Origin of the sequence: Streptomyces sp. HB132 (assembly GCF_016909575.1) — a bacterium.
In the GTDB taxonomy this organism is placed as follows: Bacteria; Actinomycetota; Actinomycetes; order Streptomycetales; family Streptomycetaceae; genus Streptomyces.
Genome location: NZ_JAFBGA010000007.1, coordinates 240,110 through 260,004 on the forward strand (window position 1 = coordinate 240,110; position 19,895 = coordinate 260,004).

Genomic DNA, 19,895 nt, shown 5'->3' on the forward strand with positions numbered 1-19,895 from the left:
CCTGCCGCTGGTCCGGGGCCGTGTACGGGGCGGCACCACGGGCCGGGCCCGACGTCAGGATCAGGCCCCGGGGTATGCGCTGCCGGAGAGCGGACGCGCAAGATGGGTCGCGTTGACCGCCAGGGTGCGGGTCGTTGAGGCGACTGCCTCCGGCGGGCCGTCAAGGTCCTTGTAGTCCGCCCCCTGCTTGGCCTCCCCGACCCAGTAGGTGACAGCTCCCGGAGCCAGCGAGAATCCAGGTCGTTGAGGCCCTGGAACAGATCGGAGCTGACCTCGTGAGCACCGTCCTCGTTGCCCACCACGGCTGCCGCGGCGACCTTGCCGTACGTCGGCAGACGGCCGTGTCCGTCGGTCTGGGACAACTCGGCGTCCAGTCGCTCCAGGATGCGCCGGCAGACACTTGATCGAGGGGTGGCCCAACCAGACGGGTGTGGCGAGGAGGACGATGTCGGCCACCATGACCTTCTCGCGCAGGGCGGGCCAGGCGTCACCGTCGCCCATGTCGAGCCGGACTCCCGGCCGGATGTCGTGATCGGCCGCGTGGACCACCTCGCCGGTTCACTCCGAGGCTCCCGAACTCGGCCATCACCTGTTCGGCGATGGGTTGGCTGCTGGAGGGGGCGGGTGACGGGCGGAGGGTGCACACGAAGGCCAGGGCGCGCATCTCGGGGGTGCCGCTTCGGGGCCGGGGTCGGACTCATCGGGTTCGGCGCCACTGTGCCCCGCGGACGCCGGGCCCACTCCGTGCAGCCGCGGAGACGACCCGTACGACACGTCCGTGGCGGCGCACTCCCGTGCCGCGACGGCCCGCGCGGGCGGAGGATGCTCAGAACTCGACGGAGGCGGCTTTCCGGATCGACGCGTTCATGTTGCGTTCCATCAGCCGCAGGGACGCCTGCGCCAGGTCCCGGTGGATGTGGGCTACGGCGTCGTCGGGGACCGTCACGTCAAGATGTCGGATATGCGCGTCCAGGGCCGAGTAGAGGACGCACTGCTCGGTGACCTGACCACAGAGCACCACACGGTTCACGTCCAACTGCGACAAGAGGTAGCTGAGCGGAGTCTCGTAGAAGATCGAGTGTCTGGCCTTGATGACGAACAGCGAATCGGCGTCCGGCAGCACGGGCTCCACCAGACGGCGGTGGGGCCCCGCCAGTGTGGTCTCGATGATCTCGCCGTGATGGGATCGCCACTGCCCGAAGTTGTCGTTCACGTAGATCACCGGTACACCCCGGTCCCGCGCCCGTCCGATGAGACCCACGATGTGGGGGAGCGCCTCGCGCACGGACGGAATGAGGTGCTCGGCATCCGGGTGGCCGTACGTGTTGAGCATGTCGATGACGATGAGGGCGCTTCTGCTCATGATTGCCTGCTCTCACCGCGCTGTGACGCGCGCAGTCGCTACGGGGCCGTGCCGTGCACGGCGTGCGGGTGGCCGCCCCGCATGACGGCACGCATCGGTCCGCGAGCCGCCCTGATCACGGCGCGGGGCTCTCCCCGTCCTTGCATACATGAATTGTCCGCAAGGTCGGGTCGGCCGGGTCAGGAACGTTCATCCCTGGCGGCCTTGACCGACAGGGAGCTGCCGCAGGTGGAGAAGAAGGTGTGCTCGGCATGCACCGCGTCGGCCATCAGTTCCTGGGCGCGCCGCAGGACTCCCGAGGTCCGGCGGCGGCCGTCCAACCCGCCGAAGGCCAGCATGTCACCGAGGAAAACGGCATCCCCGAGTACGTCACGTACCGAAGGTGCGGCACCGCGCGCCTGTTTGTGGCCAGGAGGGGAGAAGCCCAGCCGGCCCTTCGCCTTGTAGTCCGCCAGGGCATCGAGCACGGGTGCTTCGTGATGGTCTTCGCTCATGTGGGGCGCCTTCCCTCCGGTCCCGGGGTGATCAGGTCAGGGCAGCGGCGTTCCGCCGGTCGCGTTCATGATCTCGCCGGTGATGAACGACGCGTTCGACGAGGCGAGAAAGACATAGGCGGGTGCCATCTCCGCAGGCTGGGCCGGCCGGCCCAGGGGGCTCTGCTTCCCGAATTCCTTGGTGTCGGGCAAGGTCGCCGGAATGAGGGGCGTCCAGACCGGCCCGGGGGCGACCGCGTTGACGCGGATCCCGTCGGACGCCAGCATCTGGGCGAGTCCCTGGGTGAAGGTGACGATGGCGCCCTTGGTCATGGCGTAGTCCAGCAGATGAGGACTGGGCTTGTACGCCTGCACCGAGGTGGTGTTGATGATCGAGCCGCCGGCCGGGATATGGGGCAGGGCGGTCTTGCACAGCCAGAACATGCCGTACAGGTTGGTACGCACCACACGGTCGAACTGGGAGGTCGAGATGGCGCCGATACCGTCGGGCTGGGACATCTGGTAGGCGGCGTTGTTCACCAGGATGTCGATCCGTCCGAACTCGGCCACAGCCTGCTCGATGAGGGCCCGGCACTGCTTCTCGTCACGGATGTCGCACTCCAGCGGAATCGCCCTGCGGCCCGCCTGCTCGACGAGTCGGCAGGTCTCCTGCGCTTCGCCCTTCTCCTCGGGCAGATGGGTCAGCACGACGTCCGCCCCCTCCCGTGCGAAGGCGAGGGCCACCGCGCGTCCGATGCCGGAGTCGCCCCCGGTGACGACCGCCTTGCGCCCGACGAGGAGCCCACTTCCCACGTACGAGTCCTCGCCGTGGTCCGGTGGCGGATCCATCGGCCCCGTCCAGCCCGGATGCTCCTGGTCCTGCTGCGGGAACTCCGGCTGTGGATGGCGCCGTGTCGGGTCCTGCGGCTGCCCGGTGTCAGTCATCGACGTCTCCCTCTTCATGGCGGGCATGGAGTCGCGCACGCCTCGCCGCGTGCCCCCGAGGCGGTCGGTCAATCATCCCGGGCGGACGAAGAACAGGCATGTCGAGCGGACCGGCCCCGGCGGAGCCGTGGAGAAGGTAATTTCGAATCATGAGTTCCATGATCGAGCCAGTCGCGGGCGCCCAGCGGGGTGCCGGCCGCCTTCTCGCGGTCAGTGATCTCCACGTGGGGATCGCCGACAACCGCCCCCTCGCCGACCGGTTGCACCCGTCCTCGGACGAGGACTGGCTCATCGTGGCAGGGGACGTGGCAGAGCAGCCCGAAGAGATCGAACGCACGCTCGAACTGCTCGCGGGGAGATTCGCCCATGTGGTGTGGACCCCCGGGAACCACGAGTTGTGGACCGTGGACACGGACCCGGTCCGGCTGCGTGGCCAGGCAAGGTACGAGCACCTCGTCCAGGTGTGCAGAGAGCTGGGCGTGACCACGCCCGAGGATCCCTATCCCCGGTGGCAGGGTGCGGACGGCCCCGTTGCCGTCGCGCCCGTGTTCCTGCTGTACGACTACACCTTCAGGGTCCCCGGAACGGCGACCAAGGAGGAGTCACTGGCCCGCGCCCACGAGGCGGGTGTCGTCTGCACCGACGAGTACCTGCTGCACCCCGACCCCTATCCGACCCGGGACGACTGGTGCAGGGCGCGGGTGGCCCTCACCGAGAAGCGTCTGGCCGGGCACGACCCGGAGGTGCCCCTCGTGATCGCCGGGCACTGGCCTCTGCTGCGGGAACCCACCTCCGTGATGTGGTATCCGGAGTTCGCCCAGTGGTGCGGCACGGAACTCACCGCCGACTGGCACCGCCGTTTCAATGTCGCAGCCGTCGTCTACGGTCACCTCCACATCCCGCGCACGACCTGGCATGACGGTGTGCGGTTCGAGGAGGTCTCGATCGGCTACCCCCGGGAGTGGCGCAAGCGTGGCCACCCGCGAGGGCTGCTGCGGCAGATCCTCCCCTACGAGGAGCGGCCCCCGGCGGCGGGAACCGCTGCCCCGTGACAACGGAAGGCCGGGTCGGCCGGGGAGCGGTGTCAAGACTTCCGCTCCCCGGGTCCTGGCTGCCGGCGTCCGTCACCCCTCGTGTTCCTGCTCCTTCGCGGGCTCGGATCCGAGCGCGCCGGTCATCGCGTCGTTCATCCGCAGATGCGTGGCCGCCTCCGCGTCCCGGCCCTGACGTTCCAGGGTGCGTCCGAGCATCAGTCGCGCGTACTCCTCGACGGGGTTGCGCTCCAGCACCTCACGCAGTTCGGCCTCCGCCTTGGCCAGCCGGGCCGAGTGGTAGTAGGCGCGAGCCAGCAGCAGCCGCGGCGCCACCAGGTCCGGCGCCTCCTGCACCAGGCCACCGAGGATCCGGGCCGCGGTCAGGTACTCCTTCGCCTCGAAGAACAGCTGCGCGCGGTCCCAGCGGTCGGCGGGCGTGCCGAACTCGTAGTAGACGTCTTCCACTTCTCCTCCTCGGGCGTGATGCCTTCGGACGCGTCAACACGACGAAGTAGTTAAACATTCCACTAAATTTTCGGCGTGGGACCGGCGCTCCACGGTCGTACGGGAATAGGTTGTGCGCCATGAGCAATCTCGATCGCCAGGCCGCACTCTCCGTCTGCGGAGGACGCGGCTTCGTCGTCGCCGAACCGGTACGTGAACTCCTCGCCCCGCGCCGCGTCCAACTGGGCGAGTCCACCGAGGTACGCAGACTGCTGCCCAACCTGGGGCGCCGCATGGTCGGTGCCTGGGCCTTCGTGGATCACTACGGCCCTGACGACATCGCCGACGAGCCCGGGATGCAGGTGCCACCGCACCCGCACATGGGCCTGCAGACGGTCAGCTGGCTGCACGACGGGGAGGTCCTGCACCGCGACAGCCTGGGCAGTCTCCAGCAGATCCGGCCGCGGGAACTGGGCCTCATGACGTCCGGAAGGGCCATCAGCCACTCCGAGGAGAGTCCGAAGCCGCACGCCAGATTGCTGCACGGTGCCCAGCTCTGGGTTGCCCTGCCCGACGCGGACCGGCATGTGGAGCCGCACTTCCAGCACCACACCGAGCTGCCCACCGTCACGGCCCCGGGCCTCACCGCCACCGTGATCCTGGGCGAACTCGACGGAGCCGTATCGCCGGGCAAGGCCTACACGCCGATCGTCGGAGCGGACCTGGCCCTGACCGCCGGCGCCGAAGCCCGGTTGCCGCTGGACCCCGACTTCGAGTACGCGGTGCTCTCGATGTCCGGTGAAGCCGAGGTCGACGGTGTCCCGGTCCTGCCCGGGTCGATGCTCTACCTCGGCTGCGGCCGCACCGAACTGCCGCTGCGCGCCGCTTCCGACGCCGGACTGATGCTTCTCGGCGGCGAGCCGTTCGAGGAGGAGATCGTCATGTGGTGGAACTTCATCGGGCGCTCCCACGAGGAGATCGAGGACGCCCGCCAGGCGTGGGCGGCGGGCTCCCGTTTCGGTGAGGTGCACGGCTACGACGGCGGCAGGCTGTCTGCTCCCGCACTGCCGCCCGTGGCCCTCAAGCCGCGTGGGCGGGTGCGCTGAGATGCAGTGAAGTGTGTGTGAGGACCGGTGCACTCCGGGCGGACACGAGGTCCGCCAAGCGGTCGACGGCCCTTAACCGCCGCAGTGCCGGCTCCCGGCCGAGTGGCCCGCCACCGAGCCGGACCCCTCCGGTCCCGGCTCTCTCCAACTTGCCGGCACGGCGACACCAGCCCGCGCACCCTCCCGTCAGCCGCGCCGGGCCGGGTCCGCAGCCCGCGGATCCGCCGGGAGATCCGCGCCGACATCCACGAAGCGTGTTCTCGTCCTCGGATGCGCGCGGCATCGCACCATCCGGTGAGGACTGCGCCCGAAACAGGCGAGGTCTTCACCCTGGCGCCGGACGTCGAGGGATCGGCGTCCGTTTCTCCACCGTCGTCCGGGACGGAGACATCGCAGGGAGGCCCCATGAGGACGGTGACCCGGCCAGGAGCGTGCACGGAAGCGCTTGCGTCGGAACCCCCGACGGCGGCATGTCACCGGTGAGCGACGACCGCGACGGGGCTTGAGGCGTGGTGGAGGACGTTGTGGGTGACCGGTCCGACATGGGGGCCCACCGAGGACCTGCGGATGCGTCGTCCGACGACGACGAGATCCGCGCCGGCTCCGCTCTCCAGGATCTGGCCCGCGGCTCGGCCGGTCGTCACCCGTACGTCGACGCGGACGGCCGGCCACCTCTGCCGCCAGGGCGCGATGAGGTCGCTCAGCTTCGCCTCCACCTGGCGTGTGAGCTGATCCGTGACCGCGGGTTCGTAAGCCATCCCGGAGCCGTACAACGGGGGAGCCGCGGCACTGTGCAGCACACACAGCGGGCACGCGCGGTGTGCCGCCTCCTCGAAGGCGAACGCGAGGGGGGCGTCGCTCGGCCGGTCGGTGTCGATTCCTACGACGACCGGACCGTACGCACCGTGGCCCCGCGCCTCGCGCTCAGCCTCCTGCGTCCCGCGTACGAGTACGACGGGCCGCTCCGACCCCCGAACCACCGCCAGGCCGACGGAACCGAGGACGTGACCGGAGACGGTTCCCAGCCCCCGGGACCCCAGGACGAGCATCTCGGACGTGGGGGCCACTTCGGTGAGCGCGACGCCCGGCGGACCGTCGACCGCCATCGTGCTGACCCGCAGGTGCGGATGAGCCCCGCGCAGTGCGTCCGAGGCATCGGCAAGGAGCGCCTCGGCCCACCGCTCACGTGCGTCGGTTCCGCCGACGCGGAAGCCGACGGGGGACGGCCCCTCCTCGCAGTGGACGAGAAGGAGGGGCCGTTCCCGCAGGATCGCCTCCCGCGCGGCCCAGTGAGCCGCGGCGGCGCTCTCGGCGGATCCGTCCAGACCGACGGCGATGCTCTGGTTCATGAAGGGCCTCCTCGCCCTCTGCCGAACCCGCTCAGTTGTCCGGGGCCAGTGCGTGCCCCGGGAGCCCGCACCCCGGCGGCCCGGTCACCCCCACTGTCGGCGCTCGGGCCGGGCGGGGGAAGGGCCGTGCGGACCTGTTTCAGGACCGAGAGGCCGCGGTCACTGCTGTACCCGGCGTGACGTGACCGGTTACGCGGAACACGGGGCCACGACGCTCCACCCGCCCGTTCGCCCACGGCCCCTCCGCGCCCGACCGCGGTGGCACCCCGGTCGTGTGCGCCGGGGGCGGAGTGGTCCCGGTCGGGTGCCGACCGGCCCAAGCGTCGCGACGTCCCCGTTGGGAGTGTGGTGACAGGCGCTTCGAGCAGCGGAGAGGGACGACGTCATGAAGGCACTGGTTTTCCACGGCGAGGGGCAGAAGTCCTGGCAGGACGTCCCCGACCCCGGCATCCAAGACGCCGGCGACGCGGTGATCCGTGTCGACGCCGTCACCATCTGCGGAACGGATCTGCACATCATGAAGGGAGACGTGCCCGAGGTGACCCCCGGCACCGTCCTCGGCCACGAGGCGGTGGGCGAGGTGGTGGAGACAGGAGGCGACGTGCGGAGCGTACGGCCGGGCGACCGGGTGCTGGTCTCCTGCATCAGCGCCTGCGGCCGCTGTCGCTTCTGCCGCGAGAACCGCTTCGGGCAGTGCCTGGGCGGAGGCGGCTGGATCCTGGGCCACCTGATCGACGGCACACAGGCCGAATACGTCCGTGTGCCCTTCGCCGACCTCTCCGTCCATCCGCTTCCCCATGCCGTGAGCAGCGAGGACGCCGTCCTGCTCGCGGACATATTCCCGACGGCGTACGAGGTGGGCGTGCTGAGCGGGCGCGTGGGGCCGGGCGACACGGTCGTGGTCGTCGGGGCAGGCCCCATCGGGCTCGCTACCATCGCGACCGCCCGCCTGTACACCCCGCGCAGAATCATCGCGGTCGACTTCGCACAGTCGCGGCTGGAGGCCGCGCGCGCCATGGGTGCGGACGTCACCGCAGGGGCCGACGAGGACCCCGAGATTCTGGTCGGCGATCTGACGAACGGTCTGGGCGCCGACGTGGTCGTCGAAGCAGTCGGGGTTCCCGAGACCTTCGAGCAGTGCATGCGGATGGTGCGACCCGTCGGCAGGGTCGCCAATGTGGGCGTGCACGGCAAACCGGCGGCGCTTCACCTGGAGAGCCTCTGGTCGAAGGACGTGACCATCACGACCGGACTGGTGGACACCTGTTCCACCCCGCTGCTGCTGGAGATGATGGCGGCCGGCCGGCTCCCCGCGGCACCCGCGCTGGTCACGCACCGCTTCACGCTCCCGCAGATGGAGGAGGCGTACGACGTCTTCTCCGGCGCCGCCGGCACAGGTGCGCTGAAGGTGGTACTCGGCGCGTCCTCGCACGACGAGGTCTCGGTGCCCGCCCAGGCTCCCTGAAGGAGCGCTGCCCGGCCGGCCAGCCGGGCTCAGGCGGCGAACCGGCGAACGCCGGAAGCGGAATCAGCGGTCCGTTTGCTCGCGGTCGTGCGCCTGTGTCGCGATGACCGCGGCCTGCACCCTGCGCTCCACGCCGAGCTTCGACAGCAGACGGGAGATGTGGTTCTTCACCGTCTTCTCGGACAGGTAGAGCCTCTTGCTGATCTGCCGGTTGGTGAGCCCTTCACCGATGAGGTCCAGGACCGCGCGTTCCCGGTCGGACAGCACCGACAGCCGTTCGTCCCCCTCCGGGTGCGCCGAGGCGGGAGAACGCAGCGAGCGCATGAGGTGGGCCGTGGTCGTCGGGTCCAGCATCGACTGCCCGGTGGCCACCGTTCGCACGGCCGCCACGAGATCCACTCCCTTGATCTCCTTGAGCACGTAGCCCGCGGCGCCCGCCATGATGGAGTCGAGCAAGGCCTCCTCCTCGTCGAACGACGTCAGCATGAGGCAGGCGAGATCCGGCATGCGCGAACGCAGTTCCCGGCAGACGGTTATCCCGTCGCCGTCCGGCAGCCGGACGTCGAGAACGGCGACATCGGGGCGGAGCGCCGGACCCCGGGCAACGGCCTGCTGCGCGGTCTCCGCCTCTCCCACCACGGTGAGATCCGGCTCGGAGTCGAGCAGGTCACGCAGGCCGCAGCGCACCACCTCATGGTCGTCGAGCACGAAGACCCGGGTGAGTCCTTCTCCAGCGACACCGGCCCGTTCGTCTGTCATTGCTGCCCCTGTACCCGTCGTGGCACCACGACGCGCCACGTGAACCCGTTGCACGGCCAGTATCCCTCCGTGTAGCCGGTTCGGCTCGGCACGTCGGTAGCACGGTCCGTTCCTGCCCCTGCCCGGAGGGCGCGGCTTCTCCCTGCCGGTCATACGGTGGTAGGCGAGGCAGTTCCCCGGCGTCACAGGAGGGTGGCCGTCGTGAGTGAAGGCGATCCGGGCGCCGACGCGTGGACACACGCCCAGTCGCGGACGCATGAGCTGCTGAGCCGGCTCCAGGCCCGCCTGGACGCCGCCCGTGTCTCCCAGGACCAGATCCACAGCCTCCTGGAGGCGGTCCTGTCGGTAGGCCGTGAACTCGAACTCTCGCAAGTCCTGCGCCGCATAGTGCAGGAGGCGACCGTCCTCGTCGACGCCGAATACGGCGCCCTCGGTGTGGTCGGTGAGGACCACCGCCTCTCGGAGTTCATACCCGTGGGCGTGGACGACGAGCAATGGGCGGCGATAGGCGCGCTGCCCGTCGGGCACGGCCTGCTCGGCGAACTGATCCGCCACCCGGAACCGCTCCGGCTGGCCGAACTGGCCGCGCACCCGTCGTCGTACGGCTTCCCGCCGCATCACCCGCAGATGCATTCCTTCCTGGGCGTCCCGATCCGCGTACGGGGGCAGGTCTTCGGCAACCTCTACCTCACGCAGAAGCGCGGTGCCCGGGAGTTCGACGCGGAGGACGAGTCGTTGCTGCTCACCCTGGCCGTAGCCGCGGGCATCGCCATCGAGAACTCACGACTCTACGAGGAGTCCTGCCGCCGTGAACGCTGGCTGGCCGCGGGCTCCGAAGTCACCAACAGTCTGCTGTCGGACTGCCCCCGGGCCGAGGTGATGGCCCTGATCCTCAGGCGCGCACGAGCGAACGTGTCCGCGGACCTGGGGCTGATCGCGATTCCTGTCGAGGGCGCGGGCAAGCTGCGCATCGCGCTGGCCACCGGTGCCGAGGCGGAAAGGCATCACGGGTCGTTCGTGCCCATGGGGGCCGGCTACCTGGGCACCTCCTTCACGCGTGCGGGGGCGTCGGAGACCACCGACATCGAGAACGACCCACGCAGCCGGGACGAAGCCGTGCGTTGGGCCGGCTTCGGGCCGGCGGTAGCGGTGGCCATCGGGTCGGGAACAGCTGTCCGAGGCGTGCTGCTGCTGGCCCGCAAGAAGGGCAGCACACCTTTCTCCGTCGAGGAGTCGGAGCCGCTGACGGCATTCGCACGCCAGGCCTCGCTGGCCATGGAACTGGCCGAGCGCCGGAAGAACGCGGAACAGACGGCCGTCCTGGAGGACCGGGACCGCATCGCCCGTGACCTTCACGACCTGGCGATACAACGACTGTTCGCCACCGGGATGACACTGCAGGGCGCACAGCGGTTCGTGACGCATCCGCAGGCGGAGCAGCGGCTCCGCAGGGCGGTGGACGATCTGGACACGACCATCAAGATCATTCGTTCCACCATCTTCGGACTGCGCACGCACGACACGGGCGGCGCCGCCCCGCCGGGCCTGCGCAGCAGGATCGCGCAGGCCGTCGAGGCCTCCACGGTGCCTCTGGGCTTCGCGCCCGGTCTGCGGATCGAAGGACTCGTCGAGACCCGGGTTCCGGGACCTCTCGCCGACCACGTGGTGGCCGTACTCGTGGAGGCACTGAGCAACGCCGCACGGTACGCGACGGCGGGCTCGATCGACGTGCATCTGCGCGTCACGTCCGAACTGCTCACGCTGACGGTCACCGACGACGGCGTGGGCATCCCGGTGGGCGCGGTGTTCAGCGGGCTGGACAATCTCCGCGAGCGTGCCCGGGCAGCGGGGGGCGGCCTGTACATCGGCGCCCCGGACGGCGGTGGCACCAGACTGACGTGGACCGCCCCAGTGGCTCCGGGAGCCGCCCACGACCGGCCCGCCCGGTGACTTTGCCGACGCCTTGGACGCGGCCGGAGCCGGGCGCCCGGAAGGCGTCGGAGGGCCGCCCGGGCACCCCTGGGGTCCGGTCGGCCCTGTGATCCGCTGCTGTGCCGATGGGACCGTGGCAGGAGTGGAAGGTATGCGCGGACAGGGACGTGAGGACCATGGCATCTCCCCCTCTGGTTGTCGGTGTGGACGGAAGCGAGCCCAGTATCCGTGCCGCTGAGTGGGCAGCGGACGAAGCGGTGCGCCACGGACTGCCCCTGCGTCTGGTGTACGCGTCCTTGTGGCAGCGCTACGAGGGGGCCGCTCTCGCGGCCCGGCTCTCGCGTCCCGACGGACAGGTGATGGCCGAGAACATCCTGGGCGCCACGGCGGAACGGATACGCCTTCGCGCGCCGGACCTGCACGTCACGACCGACGTCCCCCACGAGGACGCCGTCGACGCGTTGCTGAGGGAAGGCGCGGAGGCCTTCGCTCTGGTCACCGGCTCGCGAGGGCGGGGCGAGTTCACCGGTCTGTTGCTCGGATCGGTGAGTCTCGCGGTCGCGGCGAGAGCCCATGTACCCGCCGTGGTCGTGCGCGGCGACAAGGCCGGGCTGGACGGCGCACACGGACGGATCCTGCTCGGTGTAGGAGACACCGACGTCGATTCGGCAGCCGTGCGATTCGCCTTCGCAGAGGCGCTGCTGAGGCGGTGCGAGCTGGACGTCGTGCGCGCGTGGCGCTGTCCGTCCCATGAGACGGCAGACCATCCGCTCCTGGCCGACGACTCCGCCCGATACCACGAGGCGCAGGCCTCCGAACTGCTCGACGAGGCCTTGGCGGCAGCCGCGGGCGCTCACCCGGGAGTGCCTGTGCGGCGAGTCGTCACGGAGGGCCCCGCGCGGAAGGTTCTCACCAGCCGTTCGGCGGTGGCCGACCTGCTGGTCGTCGGAGCGCACCGGCGGCACCGCCAGTTCGGCATGCAGCTCGGCAGGGTCGCCCACACGGTCCTGCATCACGCGGCCTGCCCCGTAGCCGTCGTTCCCGACAGCGAGAGCGCTTCGGAAGGAACAGTGCCATGAACCGCCGGTCTCCCCACCGTGTGGACGATGTGATGACGAAAACGGTCGTCGCCGTGGGACTTGACGCCCGCTTCAAGGAGATCGTGACCGCCATCGACCAGTGGCAGGTCACCGCCGTGCCCGTACTGGAGGGCGAGGGCAGGGTGGTGGGGGTGGTGTCCGAAGCGGACCTGCTGGCCAAGGAGGAACTCCGGGACACGGACGCCACCATGATCGGCCAGCGGGAGCGCCTGGCGGACTACGCCAAGGCCGGAGCAGTGACCGCCCGCGACCTCATGTCGTCGCCCGCCGTCACCGTTCCCTCGGACGCCCTCCTCCCCGAAGCCGCCCGGCTCATGGCCCACCACAAGGTCAAGCGGCTCCCGGTCGTCGACGGGAACGGAGTCCTCAAGGGAATCGTCAGCCGGGCCGATCTGCTCAAGGTGTTCCTGCGGACGGACGAGGAACTCGCCGACGAGGTGCGCCATGAGGTCGTCGACCGCCTGTTCCCGATCTCGCACGGGGACATCCGGGTCGAGGTGACCGAAGGACGTGTCGTGATAACCGGATCCGTCCGTGACGCCGCACTGATCCCCGTCGCCGAGCGGCTCGCCGGAGCGGTGGAGGGCGTGGTGGATGCACAGTGCCACCTCAGCGGGCCGGCCGCGGCGACGACGCCTTGACCCGGCTGCGGCGGTCGCCCGCCTCTGCCGAGGCTCGGGCGCCCGCGGCGACACTCATGCCGAGGCGTGGGCCCGCCCAGGCGACCGGACGGGTCAGTGGGCCTGCGCGGCCTCACGGACGGGTCAGTGGGCCTGCGCGGCCTCGGCTCTTACGACACGGATCAGTGGGCCTGCGCGGCCTCGGCTCGTACGACGACCACGGGACACCTGGCGTGCTGAGCGCAACGCTGGCTCACGGAGCCCAGCATGGCCCGCGCGAAGCCGCCACGCCCCCTGTTGCCGACGACAAGCAGCTCCGCTCCTTCCGAAGCCTTGACCAGGACCTCCGACGGATCGCCCTGCACCAGCATCTCGTGCACCTCGGCGGGCTGTACGTCGCCGAATACCGCGCGGATCCCCTCGGCGAAGCGGAGACGAGCGCGCTCCAGGTCGAATCCGGCTTCCGTGGCCGGTCCGGCCCAGCCGATCTCGGAGGGGGTGTCCCAGGCGCACACGGCCTCGACGACCGCTCCGGTGAGCTGAGCATGGTCCGCCGCCCAGCGGAGGGCCTGCTGGGAAGGGACGGAGCCGTCGACGCCGACTACGACACGAGGGGTGGTTTCCCTGCTGCTGTCCATGACCGCCTCACCGCTTCTCGGGGTCCCCGCTCGTCCACACTGCCCGGGCTCCGGGCGCCGCGCCAGTGGAGACGGCGTCGTCCCGGCCGGGTCGCCGGCGTCGGGCCCCGTGAAGACGGCGTGGGCTCCGCCGCGCCTGGCCCCGGAGACGGTGTCCTCTCCGCCGCGCCGCCGGTATCAGTACGGTGTCCGCCGCTCGATGTCGAGCACGTCGCTCACCGCTCGACGAGGCGTCGGGGGTACGAGCGGGCCGTACCCCAGCCGGAGCAGCATCTGAGGGAACGCCGACGTCGCGGACGAGCGGGGATCGCGCAACAGCCAGCGCAGCTCCGTGCTCTCGACGGCCTGCGAGTTGAGCGAGGTGGACAACCCGTCCAGGGTCGCCTGCAGAAGCACACGCTCCAGGGCCTGGCCGGCGAGCAGCCAGTCCTGCGGGCGGTCGGCGGACGTTCCGAGCACCGCGAGGCAGGGATACCGCTCGAACACCGCCGACGCACGGCCGGGGTCCGGGCGTCCCACGGCGAAGTCCCGTACCGGCGCCCTGCCGTCGTGGCGGTGCGGCCCGAAGGCATAGCCGGGTATCCCGGCGGAGTCACCGGCGCCGGTTCCTGTCCATCGAGCGATCTCGTCCCGGACGTCAGGAGAGAGCGACTCGTTCTGCTCGGCCTCCCCGACCACGTCGAGCACCGCGTCGACCTGCCAGTCACTCAGGACGGACATGCTCGCGCCCTCGGACCGTGCCGCCCCCCGCAGGCCGTCGAGGAGGGCCTCGGGGACCGACTCGTCCGTGAAGGGCTCGCGACTGCTGTGCCGGCGGGCGATCGCCGGGTACAGCGTCGCCAGGGTGTCCGTCCCGTCGTGCTCGGTGAACACTGCGGTGGCGGCCAGACCGGGATCGGCGGGATCGGGTAGCAAGCGGACACGCGCCGACCATCCCGCGTGTGCGGCAGCCACGCGGAGATTGAACAGCGCGGCACCACAACTGATGTGCATGCCGCGGTCGGCGGGGTCCGTGCGGGGCATGGAGCGCGTCGGGTCCATACGCACATCCAGCACGTTCACGGCCGGTGTGTACCTGAACCGCCAGGGCTGGGCGTTGTGCATGGACGGTGCCATGGTGGCGTCGCCGATCCACGCGCTCACCGCCGCGACGTCGGCATGTCGAGTCGGCATCGGTGTTCCTTCCCGACCGGTTGTCATACGTGAGGGACCACGGCGACGGGGCAGGCGGCATGATGGATCACCGCGTGCGCCACGTGTCCGAGCCGGGGGCCCATCGGATGCCTGCGCCGGCGGCGGCCCACCATCAGCAGCCCGGCGCCGGGCGACGCGTACACCAGTTCCGCGCCCGGTGTCCCGACCACGGCCCTGGCCTGGACCGTCACATCCGGAAAACGCTCCCGCCACGGCGCGACGGTACGTTCCAGCGTGTCCGTGATGTGGCCTGCGAGTTCGTCCCCGAGCCCCGGATCGGCGGTCTGGGCGTACGAGTACGTCGCCGGCAGGGACCATGCGTGCAACACCCGGAGGCGGCTGTTCCTCCGGGCCGCTTCGGTGAAACCGAACGCCAGCAGCCCCTCGTCGGCCCCTGCCTCCTTCAGGTCGACACCGAGGACCAGTTCCTCGCCCCCGGGAGCGGTGCCGTCGTCCACCGCGTCAGCGGGGTCCTCGCTACGGACGAGCACGACCGGCCGTTCGGACGCGGCGACGACCGGCAGCGAGGTGGAACCGACGAGAAAGCCGGCCAGGGCGTTCAGTCCCCGTGAGCCGAGCACCAGCAGCTCCACCCTCCCGGGTGCGTCGACCTCGGCCATGAGCGTCCGAGTGGGGTTGTCACCGGACAGGTTGTCCGTGGTGATGTCCAGCCCCGGCCGGTCCAGCCCGGCCGTCCGCGCCGCCTTCTCGAGCAGCGCCTCGTCCTCCTCGGACTGCTGCGGCGGGACGGGTACCTCAGCTGTGAGGGGCCACTCCCGTACGTGAATGATCCGGAGGGGCAGCTGCCTCAGGGAGGCCTCACGCGCGGCCCATCTCACGGCTGCGAAACTCTCCGGCGTCCCGTTCAGTCCTGCTGTCACATTGCCCGTCATGGTGATCGCCTCGCAGTGGTGGAGGGGACGCCGCGGATATGCCGCGGCGGTTCGGCCTCCCGCGGAGTTCCGGTGCTCATGTGCCCCCCTGCGTCCAGGCCGCTCTCCGTTTCCCGACGCCCTCCTCCAGACGGAGGCGGACGTCGGAGGTCAGGTCCGAGAGGCGAGCGGACACGGCGGGCACGGGTGGTTCCGGTTCGCCGATGCTGCGCGCGGACCGGGGGAGAGCGGCAAGATCGGCCACGAACCGTTCGTGTGCCGCGGCCAGGGTGTCGGGGGCACCTGTGCGGTGTCCCGCGGACATGACCGTGACCAGCAGCGGCTCACGTCCCTCGGGCACGTCCTCGTCCGCCAGCGCGATCACATCCCCCGCCCCGGGGGAGCGGAGAACCTGTTTGCGTCCTGGCGCGGTCACCTTGGAGGTGGAGAGCTTCATCACCGGCCGGCCGGCGTACTCCACCAACTTGTACGCCGTATCGAGGTACGGCGCGTCGGCCGAGGTCCCGACCTTGGTCCCGACGGCGTAGATGTCGATGGGTGCGCCACAACGGACCAGGTGGTCGATGCGGTACTCGTCGAGACCGCCACTGGCGATGATGGCGACGTCCGCCAGCCCCGCACCGTCCAGGATGTCGCGCGACTGCCGGGCCAGGTCTGCGAGATCACCGCTGTCCAGCCGGATCGCCGACCCCGGGCCTCGCCGCAGGGCGTTCAGGACCCGAGCGGCGGTCACGACGCCGTCGGCCGTGTCGTAGGTGTCGACCAGGAAGGTGACCGGACCGGGACGGCCCCGCGCGAACGCCGTGAACGCGGCCTCCTCGTCGCCGAAGGCCTCGATGTACGAGTGCGCCATGGTGCCGGAGGCCCGGGTGTTCCAGCGGAGGGCCGCGGCAACGTTGCTCGTGCCGGTGAAGCCGACCATCGTCCCCAGCCTGGCCGCCTGCATCCCGGCGTCCTGCCCGTGCGCGCGGCGCAGGGAGAAATCGATGACGGGGTGCTCGGCCGACGCGAGCACGCATCGTGCGGCCTTGGACGCGACGGCTGTCTGATGGCTGACCTGATTCAGCAGCCAGGTCTCCACGAGTTGTGCCTGTGGCAGGGGCGCGGTGACTTCCAGCAGCGGCTCCCCGGACAGGACCGTCCTTCCTTCCGGCACGGCACGGACCTCCCCCTCGAAGCCGAGGCCGATCAGCGGTCGCACATCGGCGGGCGGGCAGCCGAGCGCCGTCGCGAAGTCCTCCGCGTCGTCCGGGGTGACGCGAAAACCGCTCAGGAAGTCGAGAACCGGCTCCAGCCCCGCGCTCACCAGAAAACCGCGGCCCTCAGGCAGCCCGCGTACGAAGAGGCTGAACGTGGCGTCCTCGGTCAGTCCTTCCCGCAGGTAGGAGAGGGCCATCGACACCTCGTACAGATCCGTGGTCGTCACGTGCGACACGGCGCTCACCCCTTCTCCCCGATTCACGCAAGGTGACGGAGCGGCCGTCACGGCAGGAGGGTCTCTGCTCACCTCTCCAGCGTTCCGCGGAGCCACGGCCCGTGTGAAGGGCCGATCGGGGCATCCCCGGGGAAGAACGGTCCGGTACGCTCCCGCGACGACGGCTCTTCGTGATTCGGGGTCCGCAGGTCGCACGGAGCCCACGACCGTCCGGCCGGTCAGGCGCGTCGCCGCTCATTCCGCGCTCCCTGCTGCGTGCCACGCCCCCTGCGCGCGGTCGTGGCCGTCACGGTCGCGGAGGTCGAGACGTATGTCGACGACACCCTCCACCGCACGGACGGCACGGGCGATCAGCGGGACCAGCGAACGATCGGACAGGGTTCCGCCCAGGACGACCACGCCGTCGGACACCTGTACGCCCATGCCGGCGGCAGCCTCGATCCCGCCCAGCACGCCGAGTGCCTCCGAGGCGATGTCCTCGTCGGACCGCAGGAAGACCTTCAGCAGATCACCCCGGCTGACGACTCCTTGCAACAGCCCGCTGCCGTCCACCACGGGCAGGCGCTTCACATGCCGCCGTGCCATGATCCTGGCCGCCTCCGCTATGGTCGCGTCCGCGTGCACCGTGACGGCCGGGCTGGACATGAGCTGTTCCGCGTAGAGGGCGTCGGCCTTGCCGACGTCCATGGGGGGAGGGTCACCGGGCGCGGAGGTCGCGGCAGGACGGTTCTCCTCCTTGGGCAGGAGATCGGCCTCCGACACCACACCTATGACCCGCCCCTCGCCGACGAGAACCGGCAAGGCGCTCACCTTCCACTCGTCCATCAGTTCGACGATGTCCTTGTACGAGGCCCGGCTCCCGACGGCGACGGCGGTGTGTGTCATGAGGTCGCTCACGGTGTGAGGCGAAACAGTCATCACAGGCTCCCCTGATAGGGCACGCGGGGTCCGGTCCCCGCGTCGTCCGGATCGACCGGCCGTGGTTCAGGCACGTCGACTCCACTGCGGTTCCACCCTGCTCCACTCGGTCTCCCAGCCGGCTGCGCGCCGCCTGTTGCACACGCCGCGTACGCCCAGCCCCGCCAGGACCCCGACACCCGCGACGACGGCCGCGCTGCCCGCTCCCTCCGCCAGCGCCCCGGTCCACACGTCACCGTTTCCGGACGGGGCGGAGGTGATGTGACCTCGACGGTCCAGCCAGAGGCTCGTGTGCTCCCCGCGCTGGGTGCCCACGGGCACCGGCGCATTTTCCGTGACGGGTGCGCCGGAGGCGTCGGTCCAGCGGACCGGCACCGGCACGCGCTCGGTGCGGCCCGACTCGTCCGCCCAGGGAGAGGGGCGGGTGGCGTCCCTCAGGACCAGGGCACGTTCGAGATGACGGTCGGCCCGCTGTTCCGAAGCCACCGACCGTTCGTGGTCGTAGGCCGCCCAGCCCTGTGCCACGCCGATCAGCGAGGCGCAGCCGACGACCACGGCGCACAGGACCAGCAGCAGCCTCGCTTCGAGGACGTCGATCCGCCGACGGAGCGGGTGAGCGTTCCACCCCCGCTTCCAGATCGCTGAGGACATGGCGTCACAGTCTTTCCGGTGATGCTCCGGTCTCCGCGGCCGCGACAAGCGCCCTTCCGAGATGCCGTTGCCGTCACAGATGCCTTGGTCGACGGTCTCTCCCGAGTCTGCGCGCGGCGACGGAGACGCTGAAGGGCCGTCCGACGCACGGCGGAGGGCCGACCGGCCCCACCTCTCCGCCGCGGCAGTGACAGCACCGGGCCGCCCCCTGACGGGAGGGGGCCCGAACGACCCGGCGGGTTGCCCCGTCCGTCTCTCGCACGATGCGCACGACGCACCGAGACTGGAAGAGGGATCCGCTGCGGCACTTTCGGCCGACGAGGTTTGCAGAGGTGATTGCGGTGCACGCGTTCGTCTATCACGGCCCTGGCCAGGGGCTCTGGGAGTCCGTCGACGATCCGGCGATCGAGCAGCCGACCGATGCACTTGTGCGGGTCGAAGCCACCACCGTGTGCACGGGTGACCTGCTCACGCTCCGCGAAGGCGCAGCCGATGTGAAGCCGGGCACGGTCCTGGGGCACGAAGCCGTCGGCGAGATCGTGGAGGTCGGACCCGAAGTGCACGCCGTGGCCCCGGGTGACGAGGTGATCGTGTCCTCCATCTCCGCCTGTGGTCACTGCGTGAGGTGCAACGAAGGAGCGTACGGTCAGTGCGCGTACGGGGGAGGGTGGCTCCTGGGCCACGAAGTGAACGGCACCCAGGCGGAGTTCGTCCGCGTTCCCTTTGCCGACCATTCCACGCACAAGCTGCCGTACACCCTGGACAGGAGTACCGCCGTGCTGTTCTCCGAGGTCCTGCCCGCGGCTTTCGAACTCGGGGTGCGCAACGGAGAAGTCGGCCCCGGTGCGGTGGTCGCCGTGATCGGGGCAGGGCCCGTCGGGCTGGCAGCCCTGGTCATCGCGGGGATGTACACCCCCGCCAGGGCCGTCGTGGTGGACCTGTCGCCCCGTCGCCTGGACATCGCCGCCGGCCTGGGGGCCGACGCGGCGGAGCTCCCGGGGAAACTGATCGCGGAGCTGGCGGAGGGCCCCGGGGCCGATGTGGTCATCGAGGCGGCGGGAAGTCCCGACAGTTTCAACCTGTGCACCCGAGCCGTGCGTTCGGGTGGTCACATCGCCAACATCGGTATGCACGGCGCCTCGGTGACCCTGCATCTCGAAGAACTGTGGCGCAAGAACGTCACGATCAGTATCGGCCAGGTCGACACGTCGTCCACGCACTGGCTGCTCAAGGCGCTCGCGCCCAAGCACCTGGACTCCCTGTCACGGCTCATCACCCGGAGACTCGACCTCGCCGAGGCCGGTCGCGCCTACGAGATCCTCTCCACCGCCGTCGAGGACGGCGCGCTGAAGACGGTCCTGCTGCCCGCGTAGTCCGCCCGGCGGCCGACCGCCGGGCGGCGCGCGAGCGCCGGGCCGGCGGCGACGGCGGTGCACCCGCCGAGGCCGATGACCTGGGCGGCCACGTGGTCGCCGTCCGCGCGGACCATGACGTCACCGGCCGTCGGCTGGGACGCTCCACGCCGTGGTCGAGCCCGGATTCCGGCGCCGAGGGTGCGGGGCCTTCCGACCCGCGC

The 19,895-nt window shown here is 70.5% G+C and carries 18 protein-coding genes and 2 pseudogenes; 7 read left to right on the plus strand and 13 right to left on the minus strand.

Features of this window, described 5'->3' with window-relative positions; all coding sequences use genetic code 11:
- Window positions 1-60: 60 nt before the first annotated feature.
- From JOC24_RS33325 to JOC24_RS18060, 4 genes and pseudogenes are all read right to left on the minus strand, one after another.
- A pseudogene (locus JOC24_RS33325) lies at window positions 61-664 on the minus strand (flavodoxin family protein).
- Window positions 665-826: 162 nt separating this feature from the next.
- Window positions 827-1,363, minus strand: coding sequence for a cysteine hydrolase family protein (locus JOC24_RS18050; protein ID WP_205021347.1), 537 nt, complete (start codon window positions 1,361-1,363; stop codon window positions 827-829).
- A gap of 197 nt (window positions 1,364-1,560) precedes the next feature.
- Window positions 1,561-1,857: pseudogene (locus tag JOC24_RS18055) on the minus strand (ornithine decarboxylase); the annotation flags it as partial.
- Window positions 1,858-1,893: 36 nt separating this feature from the next.
- Window positions 1,894-2,781 (minus strand): SDR family oxidoreductase, encoded by an 888-nt coding sequence (locus JOC24_RS18060; RefSeq protein ID WP_205021348.1) that lies wholly within the window; start codon window positions 2,779-2,781, stop codon window positions 1,894-1,896.
- A 158-nt stretch (window positions 2,782-2,939) separates the two neighbouring features.
- Here JOC24_RS18060 and JOC24_RS18065 point away from each other — a divergent pair, with 158 nt between their 5' ends.
- Entirely contained in the window at window positions 2,940-3,833 is an 894-nt protein-coding gene (locus tag JOC24_RS18065; protein WP_239580603.1) for a metallophosphoesterase family protein, read from the plus strand.
- A gap of 72 nt (window positions 3,834-3,905) precedes the next feature.
- Here the strand turns inward: JOC24_RS18065 and JOC24_RS18070 are convergent, their stop codons facing one another.
- Complete coding sequence (locus JOC24_RS18070; protein WP_205021350.1) at window positions 3,906-4,280, minus strand: tetratricopeptide repeat protein; 375 nt, start codon at window positions 4,278-4,280, stop codon at window positions 3,906-3,908.
- A gap of 119 nt (window positions 4,281-4,399) precedes the next feature.
- Here JOC24_RS18070 and JOC24_RS18075 point away from each other — a divergent pair, with 119 nt between their 5' ends.
- Window positions 4,400-5,365, plus strand: coding sequence for a pirin family protein (locus JOC24_RS18075; protein WP_205021351.1), 966 nt, complete (start codon window positions 4,400-4,402; stop codon window positions 5,363-5,365).
- Between the two features lie 473 nt (window positions 5,366-5,838).
- Here JOC24_RS18075 and JOC24_RS18080 read toward each other — a convergent pair whose 3' ends face one another.
- Window positions 5,839-6,714, minus strand: a complete 876-nt coding sequence (locus JOC24_RS18080; RefSeq protein WP_205021352.1) for a universal stress protein — start codon at window positions 6,712-6,714, stop codon at window positions 5,839-5,841.
- Window positions 6,715-7,099: 385 nt separating this feature from the next.
- Between JOC24_RS18080 and JOC24_RS18085 the strand changes: the two genes are divergently transcribed.
- Entirely contained in the window at window positions 7,100-8,179 is a 1,080-nt protein-coding gene (locus tag JOC24_RS18085; RefSeq protein ID WP_205021353.1) for an alcohol dehydrogenase catalytic domain-containing protein, read from the plus strand.
- A gap of 63 nt (window positions 8,180-8,242) precedes the next feature.
- Here the strand turns inward: JOC24_RS18085 and JOC24_RS18090 are convergent, their stop codons facing one another.
- On the minus strand, window positions 8,243-8,938 hold the full coding sequence (locus tag JOC24_RS18090) for a response regulator (protein ID WP_205021354.1): 696 nt from the start codon (window positions 8,936-8,938) through the stop codon (window positions 8,243-8,245).
- Window positions 8,939-9,139: 201 nt separating this feature from the next.
- Here JOC24_RS18090 and JOC24_RS18095 point away from each other — a divergent pair, with 201 nt between their 5' ends.
- The 3 genes from JOC24_RS18095 to JOC24_RS18105 all read left to right on the plus strand — a co-directional run bounded on the left by JOC24_RS18095 (window position 9,140) and on the right by JOC24_RS18105 (window position 12,611).
- A complete protein-coding gene (locus tag JOC24_RS18095; protein ID WP_205021355.1) occupies window positions 9,140-10,888 on the plus strand; it encodes a sensor histidine kinase in 1,749 nt (582 codons plus the stop codon).
- A 158-nt stretch (window positions 10,889-11,046) separates the two neighbouring features.
- Window positions 11,047-11,949 carry a universal stress protein gene (locus JOC24_RS18100; RefSeq protein ID WP_205021356.1) on the plus strand — a complete coding sequence of 301 codons (903 nt, stop codon included), beginning with the start codon at window positions 11,047-11,049 and terminating at the stop codon, window positions 11,947-11,949.
- A complete protein-coding gene (locus JOC24_RS18105) occupies window positions 11,946-12,611 on the plus strand; it encodes a CBS domain-containing protein (RefSeq protein ID WP_205021357.1) in 666 nt (221 codons plus the stop codon). The genes JOC24_RS18100 and JOC24_RS18105 overlap by 4 nt, the downstream gene beginning before the upstream one ends.
- A gap of 161 nt (window positions 12,612-12,772) precedes the next feature.
- Here JOC24_RS18105 and JOC24_RS18110 read toward each other — a convergent pair whose 3' ends face one another.
- The 6 genes from JOC24_RS18110 to JOC24_RS18135 all read right to left on the minus strand — a co-directional run bounded on the left by JOC24_RS18110 (window position 12,773) and on the right by JOC24_RS18135 (window position 18,319).
- Window positions 12,773-13,228 carry a universal stress protein gene (locus JOC24_RS18110; protein WP_205021358.1) on the minus strand — a complete coding sequence of 152 codons (456 nt, stop codon included), beginning with the start codon at window positions 13,226-13,228 and terminating at the stop codon, window positions 12,773-12,775.
- Window positions 13,229-13,405: 177 nt separating this feature from the next.
- A complete protein-coding gene (locus tag JOC24_RS18115) occupies window positions 13,406-14,401 on the minus strand; it encodes an Acg family FMN-binding oxidoreductase (RefSeq protein WP_205021359.1) in 996 nt (331 codons plus the stop codon).
- 23 nt (window positions 14,402-14,424) lie between these two features.
- A complete protein-coding gene (locus JOC24_RS18120) occupies window positions 14,425-15,315 on the minus strand; it encodes a universal stress protein (RefSeq protein ID WP_205021360.1) in 891 nt (296 codons plus the stop codon).
- A gap of 76 nt (window positions 15,316-15,391) precedes the next feature.
- Window positions 15,392-16,750 carry a nicotinate phosphoribosyltransferase gene (locus tag JOC24_RS18125; RefSeq protein WP_205021361.1) on the minus strand — a complete coding sequence of 453 codons (1,359 nt, stop codon included), beginning with the start codon at window positions 16,748-16,750 and terminating at the stop codon, window positions 15,392-15,394.
- Window positions 16,751-16,984: 234 nt separating this feature from the next.
- Window positions 16,985-17,668 carry a CBS domain-containing protein gene (locus tag JOC24_RS18130; protein ID WP_205021362.1) on the minus strand — a complete coding sequence of 228 codons (684 nt, stop codon included), beginning with the start codon at window positions 17,666-17,668 and terminating at the stop codon, window positions 16,985-16,987.
- Window positions 17,669-17,734: 66 nt separating this feature from the next.
- Window positions 17,735-18,319 (minus strand): Rv1733c family protein, encoded by a 585-nt coding sequence (locus tag JOC24_RS18135; RefSeq protein ID WP_205021363.1) that lies wholly within the window; start codon window positions 18,317-18,319, stop codon window positions 17,735-17,737.
- A 341-nt stretch (window positions 18,320-18,660) separates the two neighbouring features.
- Between JOC24_RS18135 and JOC24_RS18140 the strand changes: the two genes are divergently transcribed.
- Window positions 18,661-19,692, plus strand: coding sequence for an alcohol dehydrogenase catalytic domain-containing protein (locus JOC24_RS18140; RefSeq protein ID WP_205021520.1), 1,032 nt, complete (start codon window positions 18,661-18,663; stop codon window positions 19,690-19,692).
- Window positions 19,693-19,895 lie beyond the last annotated feature (203 nt).